Below are 22917 nucleotides of genomic sequence, written 5' to 3' on the forward strand. Positions count from 1 at the left end.
GACCCGTGCTGTATCGCGGGTTTGTGAGCCTGGTCAACCGTCTGCCGCTGCCCTCGCTGGCCGTGCAGAAGTGGATCGCCGTCGCGGTGATCCTGAGCCAGGGCGGGATCGCGGTGACCGGTGCGGTGGTCCGGGTGACCGCCTCCGGCCTCGGCTGCACCACCTGGCCGCAGTGTTATCCCGGCAGCTTCATCCCGACGTCCTCGTCGACCGCGCCGTGGTTCCACCAGACCATCGAGTTCGGCAACCGGATGCTCACGTTCCTCGTGGTGGCCACCGCGGCCGCGATCGTCCTCGCGGTCACCCGCGCGGGACGCCGACGCGAGGTACTCGTCTACGCCTGGCTGATGCCGCTGTCGACGGTGCTGCAGGCAGTGATCGGTGGCATCACCGTGCTCACCGGCCTGCTCTGGTGGACCGTCGCGATCCACCTGGTGTTCTCGATGGCGATGGTGTGGCTGTCGGTGATGCTGTTCCACAAGATCGCCCAGCCCGACGACGGCGTCGAGGAGACCACGGTCCCCAAGCAGCTGCGATGGCTGACCGCGCTCACCGGTGTGGCGCTCGCGGGCACGATCGTCGCCGGAACGATGGTCACCGGCGCGGGGCCGCATGCGGGCGACAAGAGTCCCGAGCGGACGGTCGCACGCCTCGATCTCGACATCACCAACCTGGTCCACCTGCACGCGGAACTGCTGGTCGGGTACCTGGCCCTGCTGGTCGGGCTCGGGTTCGGCCTGTATGCGGTCGGCGCACGGGCGGCCGTGACACTGCGACTGAAGGTCGTGGTGGCCCTCGTCGTGGCGCAGGCGCTCGTCGGCCTGGTCCAGTTCTGGACCCACGTTCCCGCCGCCCTGGTGACGGTGCACGTCGCCCTCGCGGGGGCATGCACGGCGGCGACCGCCGCGCTGTACGCCGCCGGACGGATCCGCACGGTGGAGCCGGCCGTGCGCGAAACCGCCGCCGCGCACTGAGTCGGACACACGAACGCGGGGCGCCCCGGTCGGATCGACCGGGGCGCCCGCGTTGGTGTGGTTCGGCTCAGCCGAGGCCGTTGCGCGCCTTCGGGAAGCGCGTCTGCTTGGCGACCCAGCCGGCCATCTTGCGCCAGTGGCCGACCCGCGGGGTGACGATGCTGGTGATCGAGCGTTCCCACTCCGAGACCGCGAGGTTGTCCACCGCGGCGACCACGGCGTTGGCGGTGGCCAGGTCGTCGACCACCTCGTCACCGAGGACGCCGTCCGCACCCACGAGGGTGATCCGCACGCCGGCGTAGCCGATCGGCTGGATGACGGCGGTCGCCGACCCGCCGTGCTCGGCAACGAACTTCCGTACCGAGGCGACGATGTGCGACGGCAGCGCGGCGGTCGGGGCGGGCGCGCCGGAATCCTGGGTCTCGACAGTCATGGTGCACAGGATACTGGAGGGTAGAAATAGGTCCATGCGCGCAATCACTGTGACCGAATTCGGCGGCCCCGAGGTACTCCGAATGTCCGAGACCCCCGACCCGGCGCCGGGCGACGCGGACCTGCTGGTCCGTACGGACGCGATCGGCGTGAACTACATCGACACCTACTACCGGACCGGCGCCTATGCCGTCGACCTGCCGTATGTCCCCGGACTCGAGGGCAGCGGCGTCGTGGAGGCGATCGGCTCCGACGTCGTTGGCGTCCGAGTCGGCGACCGGGTGGCGTGGTCCTCCGCACCGGGCAGCTACGCGGAGAAGGTCGTGGTGCCCGCCGCCGTGGCGGTACCGGTGCCGGACGGCGTCGGCGCCCCCGAGGCCGCCTCGGTGCTCCTGCAGGGCATGACGGCGCACTACCTGATGAACTCGGTCTACTACGTCGAGCCCGGCGACACCGTGCTGGTCCATGCGGGCGCGGGTGGGGTCGGCCTGGTGCTGACGCAGCTCGCGGTCGCCCGGGGCGCCCGCGTGATCACCACCGTGTCCTCGGACGAGAAGGAACTGCTGTCCCGGGAGGCAGGCGCCGCGGAGGTGTTGCGCTACACCGACGACCTCGCGGAGCGGGTCAGGGCGCTCACCGACGGCGAGGGCGTGGCCGCGGCGTTCGACGGCGTCGGCGCGGCCACCTTCGAGGCCAGCCTCGCGTCGGTCCGGATCCGGGGCACGCTCGCGCTGTTCGGGGCGGCCAGTGGACCGGTGCCGCCGTTCGATCCGCAGCGGCTCAACCCGGCCGGCTCGCTGTTCCTGACCCGCCCGACCCTCGCGCACTACACCCGCGACCGCGACGAACTGCTGTGGCGCTCGGGCGAGGTGTTCGAGGCGATCCGGGACGGCTCCGTGAAGATCCGGGTCGGCGCGCAGTACCCGCTCGACCAGGCCGAGCAGGCGCACCGCGATCTGCAGGGCCGCCGCACCACCGGCTCGATCGTGCTGGTCCCGTAGCCTCAGGCCAGAAAGGCAACGAGGGCTTCGGTCAGCGTTCGACGGGCAACCTCGAGCTCCGAGGTGAAGCCGAGCTCGCGCTCGTTGCTCAGGCCCCGCACGGCCGCCGGGAGCAGACAACGCACCTGGTAGAGCTTGGTCGGGTCGACGTCGAGGCCGTCCATCAGGTAGTCGAAGCCCTGGATCCAGTCGTGCTCGCGGGCGGCGAACGCTGCTGCCGTCCGCGGGTACTCGGCGGCGATGTCCGAGCGTCGCGGGGGCAGCACCGTGCGCAGCGCGGTGAGCGCCCGCCCCTCGGTCGTGTCGAGGTAGGTCCAGACGGAGTCGACGGCTCCCTCGACCCGCTCGCGCAGCGAACCGCTCCTGGCGGGCCACGGACCCGGGAGCTCCGCCCAGCTGCGGGCGTGGATCTCGGAGACGACGGCTACCCACAGGCCGTCCAGGTCCCCGAACTGGTGCTGGACCGTGCCCCAGGTGACGCCGGCCTCCTTGGCGACACGGTTCGCGGAGACCGGCTCGCTGCCACTGTCGGCCAGGCAGGTGATGGCCACATCGAGCAGCCGTGCACGGGTCTCGAGGCCACGCTTGTTGAGCCGCGTTCCGGCAGCCGACAGCGTGACCTGTGACGGAACCGCCACCCGCCACTGCTCCAGTGCACGGGCCGCCTGGGGAGACTCGCTCGTCATGACCAGGTCCGTCCTACGTGTTGGGTGCGCGCGAGACCGGGAGCGACGCCCCCGGTCTCGCGCGCAGTTTACCGGCGGCCGCTCAGGCGAACCGTCCCGCGTTCGCCGAGACGGCCCTTCGCAGCGTCGGTCGATCGGCGCGGTAGGCCGCCACGACCGGCGCGAGCTCCTGGGGGCTCGCCCCGTGCATGATGACCGAGTGCACGCCCAGGTCGAACTGCCGGGCGATGGTCTTCGCGCAGTCCTCGGGCGATCCCGAGGCCGCCGACGCCAGCCACTCGTCAGGCATCAAGGCGTCGAGCTGCTCCAGTGTCTCGACCGATGCACTGGCGTCGATGGGACCCGCGGCGGCCGCGTTCGCGAAGAGCTCGGTCTGGCGGATCCGCTCCCACACGGCGGGGTCCCAGCCGTTGGCGCGGATCAGGACGTCCGCATAGGCCTGCAGGTAGGTCACGAGCCGGCCCGCCCGGCGACGCAGGCGGTCCTCCTCCGCGAGGGTGTCGCTGACCGTCGCCAGGCAGGCCCAGATGCGGACGCTGTCGGGGTCCTTGCCCGCCCGCTCGGCACCGCGACGCACGGCCTCGACCGACGCGATCGTCGCCTCGTCCGAGAAGAAGGTGTGCAGGATGACGTAGTCGCAGATCTCGCCTGCGAGTTCCATCGTCTTGGGACCGACCGCGACCATGCCGATCGGCGGCGCGTCCGCCAAGCCGTTCACGTGGCGCAGCACCGGCCACTTCCCCGCAGGACCGTCGTGATCGAGGATCGTCTCGCCGTCCCACAGCCGACGCAGGATGCCGATGAAGTCGCGCAGCCGGGCCTCGGTCACCACCGGAAGGCCGACGGCCTGCCAGTAGGCGGCCATCCCCCGGCCGAACGCCATGGAGAAGCTCCCCTCGGTCAGCGCGTGCATCGTCGATCCCACGGTCGCGGTGACGGTGGGGTGCCGGGTGTGGTGGTTGGTCGACGGGGCGATGCCGAGGCTGGTCGTGGCACCGGCAAGCGCGCCGGACAGCACCGCGGCGTCCTTCACGGTGAACCGCTCGCCGACATGGCACGAGCCCAGGCCGAGCTCCTCCGCCGCCCGCGCCTCGGGCAGCAGCACCCGCGCGTCCGCCGGGTGCCGGGTCACGGCGTAGTAGCCGAGTTCGTTCAACTGCTCGCTCACGGGGCCACCACCTCGAGACTGTCGAGGAGGCTCTCGAACAGCGGCCGGTGGTGCATCAATTCCTCGATGTCGTCGGGGCGTTCGGCCTCCCCGAAGTGGATGGCTCGCGCGCCGGTCCGCAGGAAGAGGATTCCCCAGTTGACCGCGCTGTGGACGTGGTACCAGAGCAGGTCGCCGACCTCGAGGCCGGTGAGCTCGGTGTACCGGGCCACGACGTCCTCCTCGCGCATGAAGTCCGGCATGCCGGGCATGCCGAAGCGGGTCGTCATCGACTCGAAGACGCGGTGCGCGAAGATCAGCCAGGACAGGTCCAGCTCGCGGGGGCCGATGCTGGCCATCTCCCAGTCGAGGACCCCGACCGGCTCGAAGTCGACGTACATCACGTTGCCGAGGCGGGCGTCACCCCAGGTCAGCACCGCCTCGGCAGTGTCGGGCAGGGTGGACTCGAGCCAGCTCAGGCCGCGCTCGATCAGCGGCGAGCGATCGAGGTCGCGGACGGCGAACTCGTACCAGGCCCGCGTGCGGGCGAGGTTGCGCTGCAACGCGGTGGCGCCGGGGCGTTTCGGGTCGAGGAAGGCGAAGGTCTCGTGCGCGGCCGGGATCGCATGAAGTCCCGCGAGAGCCTTCACGGTGCTGTCCTGCAGGCGCCGCTGGTCCTCCGGCGACGCGTCGAAGAGCCAATTGCCGCCGAAGTTGTACGGCATCACGTCGGGCGGGACGACCCCGGTGAGGCGGTCCATGAGGAAGAACGGCGACCCCAGTACGTCGCCGGTCGGCTCCATGAAACCCACCCGCGGCACGGGGACGTCGCTGAGCTCGCCGATGATCCGCATCGTGTCGTACTGGTGCTGGAGCGCGTAGTTCTCGAGGACCGGGAAGTCCGCGGCCGACGGCACCACCCGGGCCACGTACTCGGCGGTCCGCTCCTCGCCGTCCGTACGCCAGGTCGCGTCGAAGACGAGGGTCTCGGAGGACATCCCGTTGGCGTCGATCCCCGAGTGCAGCGAGACGGTGGGCTCCGCCCCCGCTGGGAGCTTCGTGGCCAGCCATCCGGCCAAGGCGGCCGGAACGACGGTCATGTCCCGGCTCGTTCTCTGCATCTTCATGTCGTCCGGCGGCCCTGCGTGCGTCACATTTCCTCCCGAGTGTTATCTGCGTTACATCGACGACGCCAACACTCGGCCACGCGGACGCCATTGTCAATGAACCCTCTCAATAACTGAGAGGCATGGCGCCCACGACAAACGCCCGGCATCGATGCGGAACTGCATCGATGCCGGGCGTCGAGTCGAGAGGGGTGAGAGGCGAAGCGAGCGCCCCTGCGATCAGCTGAAGAAGGAGCCGATCGTGCTCATGCCGAGCACGGAGTCCACCGCGAGGCCGCAGAAGACCACGGCCAGGTAGTTGTTGGACTGCAGGAACAGTCGCAGGGGCTTCACCGACTCGCCGCGCCGCACCCCCGCGTACAGCTGGTGCGCCATCAGCAGGAACCAGGCGCCGGCGACGAGCGCGATCGCCGCGTACACCACGCCCGCGGCCGGGACCAGCGCCAGCGTCGCGAGGACGGTCAACCAGGTGTAGACGACGATCTGCTTCGTGACGCGTTCCTCGGTCGCGATCACCGGCAGCATCGGCACGCCCGCGGCCTCGTAGTCCTCCTTGTACCGCATGGCGAGGGCCCAGGTGTGCGGCGGCGTCCAGAAGAAGATGACCAGGAACAGCACGATCGGTTCCCAGCCGATGGTCCCGGTGACCGCCGCCCAGCCGACGAGCACGGGCATGCAGCCGGCCGCGCCGCCCCAGATCACGTTCTGCCAGGTCCGCCGCTTGAGCACCATCGTGTACACGAAGACGTAGAAGGCGATCGTCGCCAGCACCAGCAGTCCGGAGAGCAGGTTCGCGGCCCACCACAGCCACGCGAACGAGCCCGCGCCGAGAACCAGACCGAAGATCAGGGCGTGCCGGGTCGGCACGGCCATCCGCGCCAGCGGCCGCCGGGCAGTGCGCTTCATCACCTTGTCGATGTCCGCGTCGACGACGCAGTTGAGCGTGTTCGCGCTGGCGGCGCCCATCCAGCCACCGAACAGGGTGGCCAGGATCAGCGGGAAGTCGATGGTGCCGCGGTCGGCGAGCAACATCGCCGGGATCGTGGCGACCAGCAGCAGTTCGATCACCCGCGGCTTGGTCAACGCGAGGTAGGCCAGAACCTTGGCGACGGCCCGACCCCAGAGCGTGTCAGACCCGCTCGAGGGGGTGGGGCTGGGGGCTCCAGCGAGACCGTGTCCGCCACGCTCCACTATCCGCACCATTTCTCCTGCCCTCAATCTGCACCGAACCGCGCGAACGACAACCAGCTCCGGCAGCCACACACGACGGTCAGACCCGAGCACTACTACACCCGATGGTAGACGGCGAGTCGTCGAGAACCGAACCGCAGGGGTCGGCCGAGGCCGATCGACCTCGATGCACTCGCGCACTACTGTTGTCACGGAACTACGCTGGGGCTTACCGCGCCGCCTTACCCATGTGTCGCCGTTCACCAATGTCAGGAGACTTCTGCTCGTGTCGATCACAGACGAGATCCGCGTCCTCACCCAGCCGGTGCACCCCGCCGACTGGACGGAGCTAGACACCAAGGCCGTCGACACCGTCCGTGTCCTCGCTGCCGACGCGGTGCAGAAGGTGGGCAACGGCCACCCCGGCACCGCGATGAGTCTCGCCCCCCTCGCCTACACCCTCTTCCAGCGCATCCTGCGGCACGACCCGTCGGACGCGAAGTGGGTCGGCCGCGACCGCTTCGTGCTCTCCTGCGGGCACAGCAGCCTCACCCTGTACCTGCAGCTGTACCTGTCGGGCTACGGTCTCGAGCTCGCCGACATCGAGGCGCTGCGCACCTGGGGCTCGCTGACCCCCGGACATCCCGAGTACGGCCACACGGTCGGCGTGGAGATGACCACCGGTCCGCTCGGTCAGGGCCTGGCCTCCGCGGTCGGCATGGCGATGGCGGCCCGTCGTGAGCGCGGCCTGTTCGACCCGGACGCCGCCGCCGGTGCCAGCCCGTTCGACCACGACATCTACGTCATCGCCTCCGACGGCGACCTCCAGGAGGGCGTCACCTCCGAGGCGTCCTCCATCGCCGGCGTGCAGCAGCTGGGCAACCTGATCGTCTTCTACGACGACAACGAGATCTCCATCGAGCACGACACCGCGATCGCGTTCGGCGAGGACGTCGCCAAGCGCTACGAGTCGTACGGCTGGGACGTGCAGCGCGTCGAGGGCGGCGAGAACGTCTCGGCGATCCTCGACGCCGTCGCGCACGCGAAGTCGGTGACCGACAAGCCGTCGATCATCATCCTGCGCACCATCATCGGCTACCCCGCCCCCACCAAGATGAACACCGGCGACGTGCACGGCGCGGCGCTCGGCGCCGACGAGGTCGCGGGCGTGAAGGAGGCGCTCGGCTTCGACCCCGAGAAGTCCTTCGACGTGGACCCGGCCGTGCTGGCGCACGCCCGTCAGGTGCACGAGCGCGGCACCTACGCGCACGCCCAGTGGCGACTCGACTTCGACGCCTGGGCCGCCCGAGAGCCCGAGCGCAAGGCCCTGTTCGACCGCCTGCACGCCGGCGAGTTCCCGGCGGGTTGGACCGACACGCTGCCGACTTGGGAGCCGGACGCCAAGGGCGCCGCGACCCGCAAGGCGTCGGCGAAGGTGCTCAACGCCCTCGGCCCGATCCTGCCCGAGCTGTGGGGCGGTTCGGCCGACCTCGCGGGCAGCAACAACACCACCATCGACGGCTCCGATTCCTTCGGCCCGCCGTCGATCTCGACGAAGGACTGGACGGCTCAGCCGTACGGCCGGACGCTGCACTTCGGCATCCGCGAGCACGCGATGGGCTCGATCCTCAACGGCATCGCGCTGCACGGACCGACGCGTCCGTACGGCGGCACCTTCATGGTGTTCAGCGACTACATGCGCCCGGCCGTCCGCCTGGCCGCGCTGATGCAGACGCCGGCCATCTACGTCTGGACGCACGACTCCATCGGCCTCGGCGAGGACGGCCCGACGCACCAGCCGATCGAGCACCTGGCCGCGCTCCGCGCGATCCCGAACCTCGCGGTGGTCCGTCCGGGCGACGCCAACGAGACGGCGCACGCGTGGAAGAACGCGCTGGAGAACAAGACCGGACCGACCGCCCTCGCGCTGACCCGCCAGGACATCCCGGTCCTCGAGGGCACCAAGGACAAGGCCGTCGACGGCGTCGCCCGCGGCGCGTACGTGCTGGCCGAGGCGTCCACCGGCACCCCGCAGGTGATCCTGCTGGCCAGCGGCTCGGAGCTGTACCTGGCGGTCGAGGCGCGCGAGGCGCTCGAGGCCGCGGGCGTCGGCACCCGGGTCGTCTCCGTGCCCTGCCTGGACTGGTTCGAGCAGCAGGACCAGGCCTACCGCGACGAGGTGCTGCCGCCCGCGGTCCGCGCCCGCGTCTCGGTGGAGGCCGGCATCGCGATGCCGTGGTACCGGATCATCGGCGACGCCGGTGAGGCCGTGTCGATCGAGCACTTCGGCGCGTCCGCCGACCACAAGACCCTGTTCCGCGAGTTCGGCTTCACCGCCGAGGCCGTCACCGCGGCCGCACATCGCACCCTCGCCCGAGTGAACGGATAACGGAGATGGCACAGAATCAGAACCTCGCCGCCCTGTCGGCGGCCGGGGTCTCGGTGTGGCTCGACGACCTCTCACGTGCTCGCCTCGAGACCGGCAACCTCGCCGAACTCGTCCGCGAGAAGAGCGTCGTCGGGGTCACCACCAACCCGTCGATCTTCCAGGCCGCGCTCAAGGGCGCCGAGTACGCCGGTCAGCTGGCCGAGCTCGCCGGCCGCGGCGCGGACGTCCACGACACCGTCCGCGCACTGACCACCGACGACGTCCGCAACGCGTGCGACCTGCTGGCGCCGCAGTACGAGGCCACCGACGGCGTCGACGGCCGCGTCTCGATCGAGGTCGACCCGCGGCTCGCCCACGACACCGACGACACCGTCGCGCAGGCGATCGAACTGTGGAAGATCGTCGACCGGCCGAACCTGCTGATCAAGATCCCGGGCACCCTCGCGGGTCTGCCCGCGATCACCCGGGTGATCGCGGAGGGCATCAGCGTCAACGTCACGCTGATCTTCTCGGTGGAGCGGCACAAGGCCGTCATCGACGCCTACCTCGCCGGCCTCGAGGCCGCGGCCGCCGCCGGGCACGACCTGGCGAACATCCACTCGGTGGCGTCCTTCTTCGTCTCCCGAGTGGACTCGGAGATCGACGCCCGGCTGGAGAAGATCGGTTCGGACGAGGCGCTGGCCCTGCGGGGCAAGGCCGGCCTGGCCAACGCGCGCCTGGCCTACGCCGCGTACCAGGAGGTGTTCGAGGGCGGTGCCCGCTTCGCCGAGCTGGCGAGGTCCGGCGCCCGGGTGCAGCGCCCGCTGTGGGCGTCGACGGGAGTCAAGAACCCCGACTACCCGGACACCCTGTACGTCACCGAACTGGTCGCGCCGAACACGGTCAACACCATGCCGGAGAAGACGATGGACGCGGTCGCCGACCACGGCACCATCACCGGTGACACGATCACCGGGACCGCGGCCGCCTCGCAGCAGGTCTTCGACGCGCTCACCGCGGCCGGGGTGTCGCTGCCCGAGGTGTTCGACAAGCTCGAGACCGAGGGCGTCGACAAGTTCGAGGCGTCCTGGAACGAGCTGCTGGAGGCGATCTCCGGCCAGCTCACGGCCGCCTCCCACCAGGGCTGATCGGTGGCGAGCACGGGCGCCGCACCGCAGTGGGTCAACCCGCTGCGGGACGAGAGGGACAAGAGACTTCCCCGCATCGCGGGCCCGTGCTCGCTGGTGATCTTCGGGGTCACCGGCGACCTGGCGCGCAAGAAGCTGATGCCGGCGGTGTACGACCTCGCCAACCGTGGTCTGCTGCCGCCGGGCTTCGCGCTGGTCGGTTTCGCGCGCCGGGACTGGGCCGCCGAGGACTTCGGCAAGGTGGTGCACGACGCGGTCAAGAAGCACTCCCGCACGCCGTTCCGTGAGGACGTGTGGGACCGGCTCGCCGAGGGACTGCGGTTCGTGCAGGGCAGCTTCGACGACGACGCCGCGTTCGCGGAGCTGACCTCGACGCTGGCCGCGCTCGACGAGGAGCGCGGCACCGGCGGAAACCACGCCTTCTACCTGGCGATCCCACCGGCCGCGTTCCCGACGGTCTGCGAGCAGCTCTCGAAGTCGGGGCTGTCGAAGCAGACCGCCGACCAGTGGCGCCGGGTGGTGATCGAGAAGCCGTTCGGCCACGACCTCGACAGCGCCAAGGAACTCAACGCGGTGGTCAACACCGTCTTCCCCGAGGACGCGGTGTTCCGCATCGACCACTACCTCGGCAAGGAGACGGTGCAGAACATCCTGGCGCTGCGGTTCGCGAACCAGTTGTTCGACCCGATCTGGAACGCGCACTACGTGGACCACGTCCAGATCACCATGGCCGAGGACATCGGCCTGGGCGGCCGGGCCGGGTACTACGACGGCATCGGCGCGGCCCGGGACGTGATCCAGAACCACCTGCTCCAGTTGCTCGCGTTCACCGCTATGGAGGAGCCGGTCAGCTTCGAGCCGTCGGAACTGCAGGCGGAGAAGATCAAGGTCCTCTCCGCGACCCGGTTGGCCGAACCGCTGGACGAGACCACCGCGCGCGGCCAGTACGCGGGCGGCTGGCAGGGCGGCCAGAAGGTGGTCGGCCTGCTCGACGAGGACGGCTTCTCCAAGGACTCGACGACGGAGACGTTCGCCGCCATCACCCTCGAGGTGGACACCCGCCGCTGGGCCGGCGTGCCCTTCTACCTGCGGACCGGAAAACGGTTGGGCCGCAGGGTCACCGAGATCGCGGTGGTGTTCAAGCGCGCCCCGCACCTGCCCTTCGACGCCACCATGACCGAGGAGCTGGGGCAGAACGCCCTGGTGATCCGGGTGCAGCCGGACGAGGGCGTGACGATGCGGTTCGGCTCGAAGGTGCCGGGCTCGTCGATGGAGGTCCGCGACGTCAACATGGACTTCAGCTACGGGCAGGCGTTCACCGAGTCCTCCCCCGAGGCCTACGAACGGCTGATCCTCGACGTGCTGCTCGGCGAGCCGTCCCTGTTCCCGGTGAACGCGGAGGTCGAGCTGTCCTGGAAGATCCTCGACCCGGTGCTCGAGCACTGGGCCGCGGGCGGGAGTCCCGAACCGTACGAGGCGGGCACCTGGGGCCCGCCGTCCGCGCAGGAGATGCTGCGCCGCACCGGACGCGAATGGAGAAGGCCGTGACCACGTTCGAGACCGGCACGGCGGAGGTGCACCGGTGATCATCGACCTGCCCGAGACCACCACCGAGACCGTGAACAAGAAGCTCGTCGAGCTCCGGGAGACCGGCGGGGCCGTCACCCTCGGCCGCGTGCTGACCCTGGTGGTGAGCGCCGACAGCGCGAACTCGGAGGCGGTCATCGAGGCCGCGAACGAGGCGAGTCGCGAACACCCGTGCCGCGTCATCGTGGTCACCCGCGGCGGACGGGACGGCGAGTCCCGCCTCGACGCGCAGATCCGGGTCGGCGGCGATGCCGGTGCCTCCGAGGTCGTGGTGCTGCGACTGTCGGGCGAACTGGCCGGCCACGAGAGCAGCGTGGTGGTTCCCTTCCTGCTGCCGGACACCCCCGTGGTGGCCTGGTGGCCCGGCGACGCGCCGGCCGTGCCGGCGCGTGACCCGTTGGGGCAGTTGGCGATCCGGCGGATCACCGACGCCACGGGGACGACGGATCCGACGGCGACGATCAAGTCCCGGCTCGACTCGTACACCGCGGGCGACACCGACCTCGCGTGGAGCCGGACCACACCGTGGCGGGCGCTGCTCACCTCGGCGATGGACCAGCCGCCGCACGAGAAACTGGTCTCGGCGACCGTGTCGGGTCTCGCCGAGGAACCCGCGATCGACCTGATCGCCGGGTGGCTGGCGAGCCGGATCGACGGTCCGGTGCGGCGACGGGTCGGGATCCCGACGGTGGACCTCGAACGGGAGACCGGCTCGGTGTCGTTGAGCCGGCCGCAGACGGGCAAGACCGCGACGCTCAGCCGCTCGGGCGCGCCGGACGCTCTGGTGTCGTTGGCACGGAGGGAAACCCGCGACTGCCTGGCCGAGGAACTGCGGCGCCTCGACCCCGACGAGATCTACCGCGCCGCACTTGCTGGACTTTCGCGCGTGATCTACGAATGATGTGTGCCCATGACTGATTCCGTGAGTGTGCAGACCTTCGACGACTCCGATGCCCTCACCACTGCGGCAGCCGCCCAGTTCGTCGACGTGATCGTCGGTGCCCAGGCCGAGCGCGGGTCGGCCTCGATCGTGCTCACCGGCGGCGGCAACGGGATCGGCCTGCTGCGCAAGCTCCGGGAGAACTCGGGCGCGATCGACTGGTCGGCGGTGGACGTGTTCTGGGGCGACGAACGGTTCCTGCCCGCCGGACACGCGGACCGCAACGAGGTCCAGGCGCACGAGGCGCTGCTCGACCATGTGCCCGTCGCGCCGGCGCGACTGCATCCGATGCCGTACGGGGACGGCGCGTACGCGGGCGATCCGGATGCGGCCGCGCACGCCTACGAGCACCTGCTCGCGGCGCACGCGACGGGCGGGCCGATCCCCGACTTCGACCTGCACCTGCTCGGCATGGGCGGTGAGGGACACGTCAATTCGCTGTTCCCGGACACCGAAGCGGTGCAGGAGACGAGGCGCTACGTCGTCGGCGTCACCGACTCCCCCAAGCCGCCTGCCGAGCGAGTCACCCTGACACTGCCCGCGGTGCGTCGGGCGCGCCGGGTGTGGCTGCTCGTCGCGGGCGCGGACAAGTCGCAGGCCGTGGCCGCCGCGGTCGCGGGCGCCGACCCCAACGACATCCCTGCCGCCGGGGCCCTGGGCACCGAGTCGACGGTCTGGTTCCTCGACCGGGCCGCCGCCGCGGACCTGCCGACCGGCTGAGGCCTCAGTCGTCCTCCGGCCCGTCGCAGGCGGCGCGTGGGTTCGCGTCCCGCGGCGCCTGCGGTCGGGGGCCCGGCGCCGGCCGGTCCGCGCGTCGGCCGTGCAGCAACGCGTGGGCGCGGGGCGTCGCCCGTGCGTACGCGTACGACCGCACCCCGCCGCGCCAGTCCTGCGCACCCGTGCAGCTCTTCATCGCGGAACCCCCTGGAGACGGTGAGCGTGTCGGTCTGTTGCTGAGTTGGACGCGCCCACCGCCGATCCGGTTCCGCGACAGGCACCGGACGTAGGCTCGACGGCATGTGTGGCCGCACGCTGACCGTCGTCGTCGGGGCGTCGATCGTGATGGACCGCTCGGTCGCACCGCCCGCGGTCGGCGAGATCCTCAGGATGTGGGCCTGCGGGACGTGACGCTGTCGGATCCGCCGGCCCGGCTGCTGTCGCCGCTCGGCCCTCCGATCGGCGTCGCCCTGCCGCCACTGCCGGTCGACGTGGTGGCCGCCTCCGCCGACGGATTCCGGGTGCAACTGCACGATCCGATCGCGCCGCGGGGCTTCCGGATGGTGGCGGTGGCGCTCGACGGAACGGTCACCGCCGCCGGGGCGCGGTGGGCCGGCGCCGCCGGGACGATTCACCAGGTCGACATGAACGCCCTACTCGGACCGGACTTCTGACGACTGCTACCCGCTGTTGCGCAGCGCCGTCGCGAGCCCGTTCATCGTCAGCTGGATGCCGCGACGGACACGATCGCTGTCGTCGCCGGCGCGATACCGGCGCAACAGCTCGACCTGCAGATGGTTGAGCGGTTCGAGGTACGGGAAGCGGTTGTAGACGGAACGCTCCAGCGCCGGGTTGTCGGCGGTGAGCGAGTCGTTGCCGGTGATCGCGGTGTACATCGCGACCGTCCGGGCGTGCTCGGCGGCGATCATGCCGAACACCCGCTCGCGCAGTTCGGTGTCGGGGACGAGTTCGGCGTACCGCGCGGCGAGACCCATGTCGGACTTGGCCATCACCATCGCCATGTTCGAGAGCACGGTGCGGAAGAACGGCCACCGCCGGTAGAGCTCCGACAGCCGCGCGAGCCGGTCCGGGTCCCCGCCCACCCAGGTCTCGAATGCGGTACCGGTGCCGTACCAGCCGGGGAGCATCACCCGGGACTGGCTCCAGGAGAGCACCCAGGGAATCGCGCGCAGGTCGCCGATCGAGCGGGTCGGCTTGCGGGAGGACGGCCGCGAGCCGATGTTGAGGTCGCCGATCTCCGCGACCGGCGTCGAGGTGGTGAAGTACTCCACGAAACCCGGTGTCTCGTGGACGAGTTCGCCGTACGCGACCCGCGCACGCTCGGCGAGGTCGTCGAGCAGGGCGTACGCGGCGTCGGCGTCGGGGCCCAGTCCCTCGACGTCGAGGAGGGTCGATTCGAGGGTCGCGGCGAGCAGCGTCTCGAGGTTGCGGTGTGCGATCCGCGGCTGCGCGTACTTCGCGGCGATCACCTCCCCCTGCTCGGTGATCCGCAGCGACCCGGTCACCGCGCCGGGCGGCTGCGCGAGGATCGCCTCGTAGCTCGGTCCGCCGCCGCGGCCCACGGTGCCGCCGCGACCGTGGAAGAGCCGCAACCGGATTCCGGTGTCGCGCGCGGCGTCGACGAGGTCGAGTTCGGCGCGGTACAGCGCCCAGTTCGCGGCGAGGTAGCCGCCGTCCTTGTTGGAGTCGGAATAGCCGAGCATCACCTCCTGCAGGCCGCCGCGGGCGTCGACGAGCGCCCGGTACTCCGGCACGTCGAGCGCCGCCCGCAGGGTGGCCGCTCCCCCACGCAGGTCCTCGATCGTCTCGAACAGCGGCACGACGTTCGGGGCCGGGCGCTCCGGGTCCCCGGGGACCAGCAACGCGACCTCCTTGAGCAGCACCGCCGCCTCGAGCATGTCACTGACCGAGGTGCACATGCTGATGACGCAGTTCGGGATCGCATCGGGACCGAGCTGGGCGACCGCGTCGGCCGCGGCCGCGAGGATCGCGAGTTCGGAGGTGGTGCGCTCCCCGAAGGTCGCGCCGGGCCGGGTGAGCGGGCGCCGGGTGCGCAGTTCCGCGGCCAGCAGCGACACCCGCTGCGGCTCGTCGAGCGAGGTGTAGTCGGGGTGCACACCCGCCCACGCGAACAACTCGGCGATCACCTCCTCGTGCACCTCGGAGTTCTGCCGCAGGTCGAGGCCGGCGAGGTGGAACCCGAAGGCCTCCACCGATTCCCGTACCACGGCCAACCGGTCGTCGGCGATCGCGTCGTCGCCGTGCCCGCGCAGGGACGCGTCGACCACCGCGAGGTCGGCGAGCAGTTCGGCCGGCCCGCGGTACGGCGCGAGCCCGGAATCGGCGAGCGCGGCCGAGGAGGTGCGGGCGAGGTCGCCGCCGAGGACCGCGACGGCGGTCTCGGTGAGCCGGGCACGCATGCCGCGCAACGCCCGCCGATACGGCTCGTCGGCCCGGGACGGGGCGTCGTCGCCCGAGGCGGCGGCGAGCGCGTCGAGGTCCGCCGACACCGACACCAGCCGGGCCGACATCGCCAGTTCCTGTCCGAGGGTCTCGAGATCGTGCAGGTGCCGGTCGAGCGCGGTCGCGGCGGCGCGCCGGGTGGCCCGCCGGACCACGTCGGCGGTGACGTACGGGTTGCCGTCGCGGTCACCGCCGATCCACGAACCGGTGCGCAGCATCGGCTCGGGTAACAGGTTCGCGTCGGGCCAGCGTCGCCGCAACTGCAGGCGCAGCGCGGCGTTGATCCGCGGGACCACCTCGAAGAGCGCGGCGTCGTAGTACCGCAGTCCGACCTCGATCTCGTCCTGAATCCGCAAGCGAGCCAACCGGATCAGCGCGGTCTGCCACAGCGTGAGAATCTGCCGTCGCAACGCGGCCAGGGTGTCGGCGTCCTCGACGGCGTCGAGTTCGGTGCGTTCCCGGTACCGCATCAGGTCGGTGATGCGGTTCTGCGTCTCGAAGACGGTGCGCCGGCGCGTCTCGGTGGGATGGGCGGTGATCACCGGGACCACCTGCGCGCCGTCGAGGGCGCGGGCCACACCGGTCGAATCCAGATCCGCCGCATCGAGTTTCGCGTAGGTCGCGGCGAGGCTGCTGTCCTGCGGCGGGTCGCCCGCCCGGACGTGGATCGCCCGGCGCCGCTCCCGGTGCAGGTCCTCGGCGAGATTGGCGAGCAGCGCGAAGTGACTGAACGCCCGGATCACCGGGATCGCCACGTCCACCTCGACGCCTGCGAACAGGGCGGCCAGTTCGGAGCGGTCGATCTCCGAGCGGCGGACCCGGAACGACTCGACCCGGGCCCGCTCGACGAGTTCGAACACCTCGGCGCCGGCCTGCTCACGGACGGTCTGTCCGAGGATCCCGCCGAGCAACCGGATGTCCTCCCGCAGCGGCTCGGTGGCCGCGCGCGACCCGTCGTCTGGGTGCTTCGTCATCGCCCCAGTATCGGGGCCGACCGCGGCGGTCGCAGCGCGAACGCGCCCGGTCAGGCCTTGAAGACGACCGCGTCGGGGGTCAGGCGCCCGATGACGCGGGGCGTACCCGGGGCGTCGAACTCCCAGCGCGCGGCGCCCGTGTACTTGGTCGCGAGGGTGTGGATCAGCGAGCCGTCCGGATCCTCGGTGAAGGCGACCGATCCGCGGACCTCGAGGTAGCTGTACGGCCGCGACGCCGGGTAGACCAACAGGGTTGCCCGGGGGTCCCGTTCGAGGTTGGCGGCCTTGCGGCGACCCCGGACGGTCGAGAACAGCACGTCGCCGCCGTCACGCTGCACCCAGATCACCGACAACTGCGGCTGCCCGGACGGTTCGAGCGTCGCGAGCGTGGCGAACTCGGGGGCGTCGATCAGCGCGGCCCCGGCCTCGGGCAGGACCGCCGAGCGGATCAGGTCTGCCACCGTCAGCTGAACTTGATCTCGAGGCCGATACCCAGGATCGCGATCAACCAGACCGCCGCCGTGAACAGGGTCAGGCGGTCGAGGTTCTTCTCGACCACCGTGGAGCCGGACAGGCTCGACTGGACACCGCCGCCGAACAGGCTCGACAGTCCGCCGCCCTTACCGCGGTGCAACAGCACGAACACGATCAGCAGCACGCTGGTGATCACCAGCAGGATGTCCAGGAACAGTTTCATCTCGGCTCTTCTCTGCCCTTCACGCGCGGGGTACGGACACAAGCCGCCCCAGCCTACAGTCACCTACCCGAGGCACCGGCAATCGGACCGAAGAATGTTCGCGAATACCGAATCCTGACCGCTGAGCGGGAGGAACGGGCGCATCTCGAGACCCACCGGGGAACCGTGGCTACGTTCCTCATCCGGAAGCACCCCCTACCCGATCGGAAGGTTCTTCATGTCTCGACACCGTTCCACAATCGCGTGCGCCCTTGTGGTCAGCGGCGCGGCGCTGTTCACCGGCGTCGGCGGCGCCGTTGCGCAGGCCGAGCCCTCGATTCCGCCGGCCATCGCTTCGCTGTTGGACGCCGGATCGTCCGGACTCGGCAGCTCCGCTCCCGCCGCCGACGCACCCCGGCTCGCGAGCATCGACAACTTCCGGGACGTCGCGGGGACCGGCGCCGGCTATGCCGCAGGATTCGGGCACGTGAACAAGGGCGTGTTCTACCGCGCCAACGCGATCGTGCCGAGCGATGCCGACATGGCGACCCTCACCGGACTGAAGCTGTCGACGGTGTACGACCTGCGCAGCGACGACGAGGTCGGCCAGAAGCCCGACAAGCTGCCGGCAGGCGTGACCTACAAGCGCATTCCGATCCTGTCGGGCAACATCAACGAGATGCTCGGCAAGATCCAGGGCCCTGACGACGCCCGCAAGATGATGCAGGACATGAACAAGTCGTTCGTCACCGGCGACGTCGAGCGGTCGAAGTTCAAGGAACTGCTCACCGACATGGCGAACACCGACGGCGGCCAGGTCTTCCACTGCACCGCGGGCAAGGACCGCACCGGCTGGGCCTCCGCACTGCTGCTCAGCATCGCGGGCGTCGACCAGAAGACCATCATGGACGACTACCTGCTCACGAACGAGTACGCCAAGGACTCCATCGCCAAGAACACCGCCGGCCTCAAGGCCGCGTTCGGCGACAAGTACACCAACTACCTGCCGCTGGTGACGGTCGAGTCGAGCTTCCTGCAGGCCGGCCTGGACCAGGTGACCGCCAGCTACGGCTCGATGGACAAGTACCTCACCCAGGGACTGGGTCTCGACGGCGCCACCCTCGGCAAGCTGAAGGCCAAGCTGCTCGGCTAGAGGCAGCTCCGCTGCCCGTGAGTACTTCCGGCCTCGTACAGGGCCGGAAGTACTCACGGGCCGAAGGCCTATCCCAGGTCCCGCGCCAGCGCCCGGCCCGCAGCCCGGCCGGAGAAGATGCAGCCACCGAGGAAGGTGCCCTCGAGCGCGTTGTAGCCGTGCACACCGCCGCCGCCGAAGCCGGCGACCTCGCCGGCCGCGTACAGGCCGTCGAACGCGCTGCCGTCGGAACGGATCACCTGGGAGTCCAGGTTCGTCTCGAGCCCGCCGAGCGTCTTGCGGGTGAGCAGGTTCAGCCGGACCGCGATCATCGGGCCGTGCGCCGGGTCCTGCAGCTTGTGCGGCTTCGCGACCCGGGTGACCTTGTCCGGCAGGTAGCTGCGCGCATTGCGAATCGCCATCACCTGCATGTCCTTGGAGTACGCGTTGTCCATCTCGCGGTCGCGGGCGACGACCTCACGCTCGACCTGCTCGTAGTCCAGCGGCGGACCGGGGTTGATCGCGTTCATCCCGTCGACGAGGTCGCGCAGGTTGTCGCGAACCACGAAGTCCTCGCCGTGCTGCTTGAACGCCTCGACCGGTCCGGTCGCGCCCTTCTTCACCCGACCGAGCAGCAGCTTGAGGTCCTTGCCGGTCATGTCCGGGTTCTGTTCGGAGCCCGACAGCGCGAACTCCTTCTCGATGATCGACTGGGTCAGGATGTACCAGGTGTGGTCGTGCCCGGTGCCGAGGATGTGCTGGAGCGTGGCGAGGGTGTCGAAGCCGGGGAACAGCGGCACCGGCAGTCGCCGGCCGGTCGCGTCGAGCCACAGCGACGACGGACCGGGGATGATCCGGATGGCGTGGTTCGGCCAGATCGGGTCCCAGTTGACGATGCCCTCGGTGTAGTGCCACATCCGGTCGCGGTTGACGATGTTGCCGCCGGCCGACTCGGTGATGCCGAGCATCCGCCCGTCCACGTGCGCGGGCACCCCGGTGATCATCCGCTCGGGGGCCCGGCCGAGCCGTTCGACCGGCCAGTTCGCCTTGACCAGGTCAGGGTTGCCGCCGATGCCGCCGGAGGTGACGATCACCGCCTGCGCGCGCAGTTCGAACTCCCCAGCCGGGGTGCGGTTGGACTTGACGCCGCGAGACTCGGTGGACGGGGCGAGCACGGTGCCGCGCACACCGACCGCGGCCCCGTTCTCGACGATCAGCTCGTCCACCTGGTGCCGGTACTTGAACGTCACCAGTCCGCGGTCGGCGCCCGCGAGGACCGGCTCGCGGAACACCCGGACCACCTCGGGTCCGGTCCCCCAGGTGATGTGGAAGCGCGGCACCGAGTTGCCGTGACCGGTGGCCGATCCCGAACCGCGTTCGGCCCAACCGACGTTCGGCATCACCTTGAGCCCGAGCTCGTGCAGGTAGGCACGCTTCTCCCCGGCGGCGAACTGCACGTAGGCGCGGGCCCACTGCCGGCCCCAGTGGTCCTCACGCTCACGATCGAAGCCGGCGCTGCCCATCCAGTCCTGCATCGCGAGCTCGTAGGAGTCCTTGATGCCCATCCGCCGCTGCTCCGGGCTGTCCACCAGGAACAGTCCGCCCAGCGACCAGAACGCCTGCCCACCAAGGTTTTCCGCGTTCTCCTGGTCGACGAGGAGAACGGAGCGACCCGCCTTGACCAGTTCGTGGGTCGCAACCAGGCCCGCGAGCCCGGCCCCGACGACGATGACATCGGCATCTCGAGACATGTCCACCTCACACGCTTTCGCTGTAGCTGCGGAGCACGCACACGAACAGGTGTGTGCGCGCGCTGACTATCCGTTCGTCGTCCGGTTCCATCAGGACCTGCACGGAGGTCCCGTCGTGGACGGCGACGAGGGCCCGCCCGAGCTCGCCCGGGTCGGTGATTCGACGTCCGGCCCGCGCCAGCGCCGACTCGACGATCGGCAGGATCGCCGCCAGGATCGCCGCCTCGCGGGCCACCATCACCGACCTCAGGGCGGGGTTCCGTAGCGCGTGCGCGGTGAACTCGGCCGTGATCCGATACCAGCGGTCCTCGACCGGGATCGCGGCGAGGATGCCGGCGGCCGCATGGTCGAGGTCGACCGGCCCCGTGGCCGCGGCCTCCTCCGCGGCGGCGACCGCCTCGCGGATCCCGGCGAGCATCGCGGTCGAGTGCTGCTCCCACATCACGAGGAACAGCTCGTCGAGGGACTCGAAGTTCGAGTAGAACGCGCCGCGGGTGAAGCCCGCCCGCTCGCAGACCTGCTCGACCGTGGAACGCCCGAAGCCCTCCTCGGCGAACACGTCGAGGGCCGCGGCGAGCAGACGGTCGCGGGTGCGGGTCCGCCGTACACTCAGCGGGCGGTCCGGCGCGTCGGTCATGCGGATACGCTAACGCATCGGATACACAAATGTATCGAAACTAGCGCGGGGACAGCACCACGATCGGAATCGGACGCGAGGTGTGCCGCTGGTAGCCGCCGTAGCGCCCGCCGTTGTTGGCATCGGCCGCCGCGAACAGCCTGACGTAGCCGTCTTCCTCCGGCCCGAGCATCCGCGCCGTCACCGCAATCCCCTTGGTCCCCACCCGGATTCGCGCGTCGGGCCGCTTGCGCAGATTGAAGTACCAGCCCGGCGACCGCGGCGCGCCACCGTTGGACGCCACCACGACGTAGTCGTCGCCGTCGCGCACGTACGTCAGGCTGTTGACCCGCGCCTGCCCGGTCTTCGCGCCGACGGTGTCGAGGAGCAGGCACGGCACCCCGAGGATCCGGTGCCCGATCCGGCCGTCCGTGCGTTCGTACACCCACTGGTGCGCCTTCAGCACCTGGATCCCGATCTTCTTCACCGCGGGGATCTCCTCGAACTTCACCGATGTCCTCCTGCTGATCGACGGCCCAGGACATCACGCTACCGCCGTCAGTCACCGAGTTCGGGCTCGGAACGATGGTCGGCACATCGGTCCGGGCCCGTCGGACTAGCATTCGTTGCAGTCTCAACACGATCGGAGGACCGCGTGATGGCCGGTGTGGACGTCGAGACCGACATCGTGATCGAGCGGCCGCGGCGCGAGGTCGCCGCCTTCGCATCTGACCCCGACAACGCCACCACGTGGTACACGAACATCAAGACCGTCCACTGGGAGACGCCGAGACCCGCGGCGGTCGGCACGAGAGTTCGCTTCACCGCGCAGTTTCTCGGTCGGACTCTCGGCTACACCTACGAGGTCACCGAGCTCGTGCCGGGCGAGCTGTTCGTGATGCGCACCGCAGAGGGGCCGTTTCCGATGGAGACGACGTACTCGTGGTCGGACACCGACGACGGCCGCACCACGATGACGCTCCGCAATCGCGGTGAGCCGTCGGGCTTCTCGACGGTGGCGGCACCGTTCATGGCGGCGGCGATGCGACGGGCGAACGGCAAGGACCTGGCCCGCCTCAAACGCATCCTCGAAGCTCCCACCCCCGCGTAGACGCCGCACACACCTCGACGCGAAGACGCCGGTGGGCGCGCAGTCCGAAGACCACGCGCCCACCGGCGTTCGTTCTGCGATCCTCAGATCACGGCAGCGGACCGCCGGCCGCGATCGCGGAGAGCGTCGCGAACTCGTCCGCCTTGAGCGAGGCACCGCCGACCAGTCCGCCGTCGACGTCGGGCTGAGCGACAAGCTCGCCGACGTTCTTGGCGTTCATCGAGCCGCCGTAGAGCACTCGGACACCCGCCGCGACCTCCGCGGAGGCCAGCTCGGCGAGGGTGGCGCGCACTGCGGCGCACACCTCCTGAGCGTCGGCGGCCGAGGCCACCTTGCCGGTGCCGATGGCCCACACCGGCTCGTACGCGACGACGATCTTCGAGATCTCGTCCGCCGACAGGCCGGCCAGCGAACCCCGCAGCTGCGCCACGTTGTACGCGACGTGATCGCCCGCCTCGCGGATGTCGAGACCCTCGCCGATGCAGACGATCGGGGTGATCCCGTTCTTCAGCGCCGCCTTGGTCTTGGCCAGCACGATCTCGTCGGTCTCGCCGTGGTACTGGCGACGCTCCGAGTGCCCGACCACGACGAAGGAGCAGCCCAGCTTGGCCAGCATGGCGCCACTGATCTCACCGGTGTACGCGCCCGAGTCCTGCGCCGAGACGTCCTGCGCACCGTAGGTGAGCAGGAGCTTGTCGCCCTCGACCAGCGTCTGCACGCTGCGGATGTCGGTGAACGGCGGGATCACCGTCACGTCGACCTTGTCGAAGTACTTCGCGGGCAACGAGAAGGCGATCTTCTGCACCAGGGCGATGGCCTCGAGGTGGTTGAGGTTCATCTTCCAGTTGCCGGCGATGAGCGGCTTGCGTGCCACGC

At 70.2% G+C, this 22917-nt stretch carries 23 protein-coding genes; 10 read left to right on the forward strand and 13 right to left on the reverse strand.

Features of this window, described 5'->3' with window-relative positions; translation table 11 throughout:
- Window positions 1-5 precede the first annotated feature (5 nt).
- On the forward strand, window positions 6-974 hold the full coding sequence (locus tag ACFVH2_RS14895; RefSeq protein ID WP_378423658.1) for a heme A synthase: 969 nt from the start codon (window positions 6-8) through the stop codon (window positions 972-974).
- Window positions 975-1041: 67 nt separating this feature from the next.
- On the opposite strand, the gene ACFVH2_RS14900 is transcribed toward ACFVH2_RS14895, so the two are convergent.
- The gene (locus ACFVH2_RS14900; RefSeq protein WP_378423660.1) at window positions 1042-1407 is read right to left on the reverse strand and encodes a hypothetical protein; all 366 of its coding nucleotides are present in this window, start codon (window positions 1405-1407) and stop codon (window positions 1042-1044) included.
- 34 nt (window positions 1408-1441) lie between these two features.
- On the opposite strand from ACFVH2_RS14900, the gene ACFVH2_RS14905 reads away from it, so the two are divergent.
- Window positions 1442-2407, forward strand: coding sequence for a quinone oxidoreductase family protein (locus ACFVH2_RS14905; protein WP_378423662.1), 966 nt, complete (start codon window positions 1442-1444; stop codon window positions 2405-2407).
- A gap of 2 nt (window positions 2408-2409) precedes the next feature.
- On the opposite strand, the gene ACFVH2_RS14910 is transcribed toward ACFVH2_RS14905, so the two are convergent.
- The 4 genes from ACFVH2_RS14910 to ACFVH2_RS14925 form a co-directional block, all read right to left on the reverse strand.
- A complete protein-coding gene (locus tag ACFVH2_RS14910; protein ID WP_378423664.1) occupies window positions 2410-3093 on the reverse strand; it encodes a TetR/AcrR family transcriptional regulator in 684 nt (227 codons plus the stop codon).
- Window positions 3094-3175: 82 nt separating this feature from the next.
- Window positions 3176-4261: a TIGR03857 family LLM class F420-dependent oxidoreductase gene (locus ACFVH2_RS14915; protein ID WP_378423665.1), complete on the reverse strand. Its 1086-nt coding sequence runs from the start codon at window positions 4259-4261 to the stop codon at window positions 3176-3178.
- Window positions 4258-5340 (reverse strand): phosphotransferase family protein, encoded by a 1083-nt coding sequence (locus tag ACFVH2_RS14920; RefSeq protein ID WP_378423666.1) that lies wholly within the window; start codon window positions 5338-5340, stop codon window positions 4258-4260. Before ACFVH2_RS14920 ends, ACFVH2_RS14915 begins: the two co-directional genes overlap by 4 nt.
- A gap of 246 nt (window positions 5341-5586) precedes the next feature.
- Entirely contained in the window at window positions 5587-6570 is a 984-nt protein-coding gene (locus tag ACFVH2_RS14925; protein ID WP_378423668.1) for a heme o synthase, read from the reverse strand.
- Between the two features lie 253 nt (window positions 6571-6823).
- Here ACFVH2_RS14925 and tkt point away from each other — a divergent pair, with 253 nt between their 5' ends.
- The 5 genes from tkt to pgl are packed head-to-tail and all read left to right on the forward strand — an operon-like array spanning window position 6824 to window position 13300.
- Window positions 6824-8926 carry a transketolase gene (tkt, locus tag ACFVH2_RS14930; RefSeq protein ID WP_378423671.1) on the forward strand — a complete coding sequence of 701 codons (2103 nt, stop codon included), beginning with the start codon at window positions 6824-6826 and terminating at the stop codon, window positions 8924-8926.
- Window positions 8927-8931: 5 nt separating this feature from the next.
- Window positions 8932-10053, forward strand: a complete 1122-nt coding sequence (tal, locus tag ACFVH2_RS14935) for a transaldolase (RefSeq protein WP_378423673.1) — start codon at window positions 8932-8934, stop codon at window positions 10051-10053.
- Between the two features lie 3 nt (window positions 10054-10056).
- A complete protein-coding gene (gene zwf, locus ACFVH2_RS14940; RefSeq protein WP_378423676.1) occupies window positions 10057-11601 on the forward strand; it encodes a glucose-6-phosphate dehydrogenase in 1545 nt (514 codons plus the stop codon).
- Window positions 11602-11635: 34 nt separating this feature from the next.
- Complete coding sequence (gene opcA, locus ACFVH2_RS14945; protein WP_378423678.1) at window positions 11636-12541, forward strand: glucose-6-phosphate dehydrogenase assembly protein OpcA; 906 nt, start codon at window positions 11636-11638, stop codon at window positions 12539-12541.
- A 9-nt stretch (window positions 12542-12550) separates the two neighbouring features.
- The gene (pgl, locus tag ACFVH2_RS14950) at window positions 12551-13300 is read left to right on the forward strand and encodes a 6-phosphogluconolactonase (protein WP_378423680.1); all 750 of its coding nucleotides are present in this window, start codon (window positions 12551-12553) and stop codon (window positions 13298-13300) included.
- Window positions 13301-13304: 4 nt separating this feature from the next.
- Here pgl and ACFVH2_RS14955 read toward each other — a convergent pair whose 3' ends face one another.
- Window positions 13305-13493, reverse strand: coding sequence for a hypothetical protein (locus ACFVH2_RS14955; protein ID WP_378423682.1), 189 nt, complete (start codon window positions 13491-13493; stop codon window positions 13305-13307).
- 196 nt (window positions 13494-13689) lie between these two features.
- Between ACFVH2_RS14955 and ACFVH2_RS14960 the strand changes: the two genes are divergently transcribed.
- Window positions 13690-13971, forward strand: a complete 282-nt coding sequence (locus tag ACFVH2_RS14960) for a hypothetical protein (RefSeq protein WP_378423684.1) — start codon at window positions 13690-13692, stop codon at window positions 13969-13971.
- Between the two features lie 6 nt (window positions 13972-13977).
- On the opposite strand, the gene ppc is transcribed toward ACFVH2_RS14960, so the two are convergent.
- Genes ppc through secG form a run of 3 tightly spaced genes read right to left on the reverse strand, consistent with a single transcriptional unit; the run spans window position 13978 to window position 17452 of the window.
- Window positions 13978-16755, reverse strand: a complete 2778-nt coding sequence (gene ppc / locus ACFVH2_RS14965) for a phosphoenolpyruvate carboxylase (RefSeq protein ID WP_378423685.1) — start codon at window positions 16753-16755, stop codon at window positions 13978-13980.
- Window positions 16756-16805: 50 nt separating this feature from the next.
- Window positions 16806-17216 carry a PPOX class F420-dependent oxidoreductase gene (locus ACFVH2_RS14970; protein WP_378423687.1) on the reverse strand — a complete coding sequence of 137 codons (411 nt, stop codon included), beginning with the start codon at window positions 17214-17216 and terminating at the stop codon, window positions 16806-16808.
- A gap of 2 nt (window positions 17217-17218) precedes the next feature.
- Window positions 17219-17452 (reverse strand): preprotein translocase subunit SecG, encoded by a 234-nt coding sequence (secG, locus tag ACFVH2_RS14975; protein ID WP_142101844.1) that lies wholly within the window; start codon window positions 17450-17452, stop codon window positions 17219-17221.
- A 217-nt stretch (window positions 17453-17669) separates the two neighbouring features.
- On the opposite strand from secG, the gene ACFVH2_RS14980 reads away from it, so the two are divergent.
- Window positions 17670-18584 (forward strand): tyrosine-protein phosphatase, encoded by a 915-nt coding sequence (locus ACFVH2_RS14980; RefSeq protein WP_378423689.1) that lies wholly within the window; start codon window positions 17670-17672, stop codon window positions 18582-18584.
- Window positions 18585-18652: 68 nt separating this feature from the next.
- On the opposite strand, the gene ACFVH2_RS14985 is transcribed toward ACFVH2_RS14980, so the two are convergent.
- From ACFVH2_RS14985 to ACFVH2_RS14995, 3 genes are read right to left on the reverse strand one after another with little or no spacing between them, the layout of a single operon-like run.
- The gene (locus tag ACFVH2_RS14985) at window positions 18653-20314 is read right to left on the reverse strand and encodes an FAD-binding dehydrogenase (RefSeq protein ID WP_378423691.1); all 1662 of its coding nucleotides are present in this window, start codon (window positions 20312-20314) and stop codon (window positions 18653-18655) included.
- Window positions 20315-20321: 7 nt separating this feature from the next.
- On the reverse strand, window positions 20322-20951 hold the full coding sequence (locus ACFVH2_RS14990; protein WP_378423693.1) for a TetR/AcrR family transcriptional regulator: 630 nt from the start codon (window positions 20949-20951) through the stop codon (window positions 20322-20324).
- 40 nt (window positions 20952-20991) lie between these two features.
- A complete protein-coding gene (locus tag ACFVH2_RS14995) occupies window positions 20992-21441 on the reverse strand; it encodes a nitroreductase family deazaflavin-dependent oxidoreductase (protein WP_378423695.1) in 450 nt (149 codons plus the stop codon).
- Between the two features lie 147 nt (window positions 21442-21588).
- Here ACFVH2_RS14995 and ACFVH2_RS15000 point away from each other — a divergent pair, with 147 nt between their 5' ends.
- Entirely contained in the window at window positions 21589-22041 is a 453-nt protein-coding gene (locus ACFVH2_RS15000) for an SRPBCC family protein (RefSeq protein WP_378423697.1), read from the forward strand.
- 88 nt (window positions 22042-22129) lie between these two features.
- Here the strand turns inward: ACFVH2_RS15000 and tpiA are convergent, their stop codons facing one another.
- A complete protein-coding gene (gene tpiA / locus ACFVH2_RS15005; protein ID WP_378423699.1) occupies window positions 22130-22915 on the reverse strand; it encodes a triose-phosphate isomerase in 786 nt (261 codons plus the stop codon).
- Between the last annotated feature and the right edge of the window lie 2 nt (window positions 22916-22917).

This window comes from Rhodococcus sp. NPDC127527 (assembly GCF_042672245.1).
In the GTDB taxonomy this organism is placed as follows: Bacteria; Actinomycetota; Actinomycetes; order Mycobacteriales; family Mycobacteriaceae; genus Rhodococcus_G.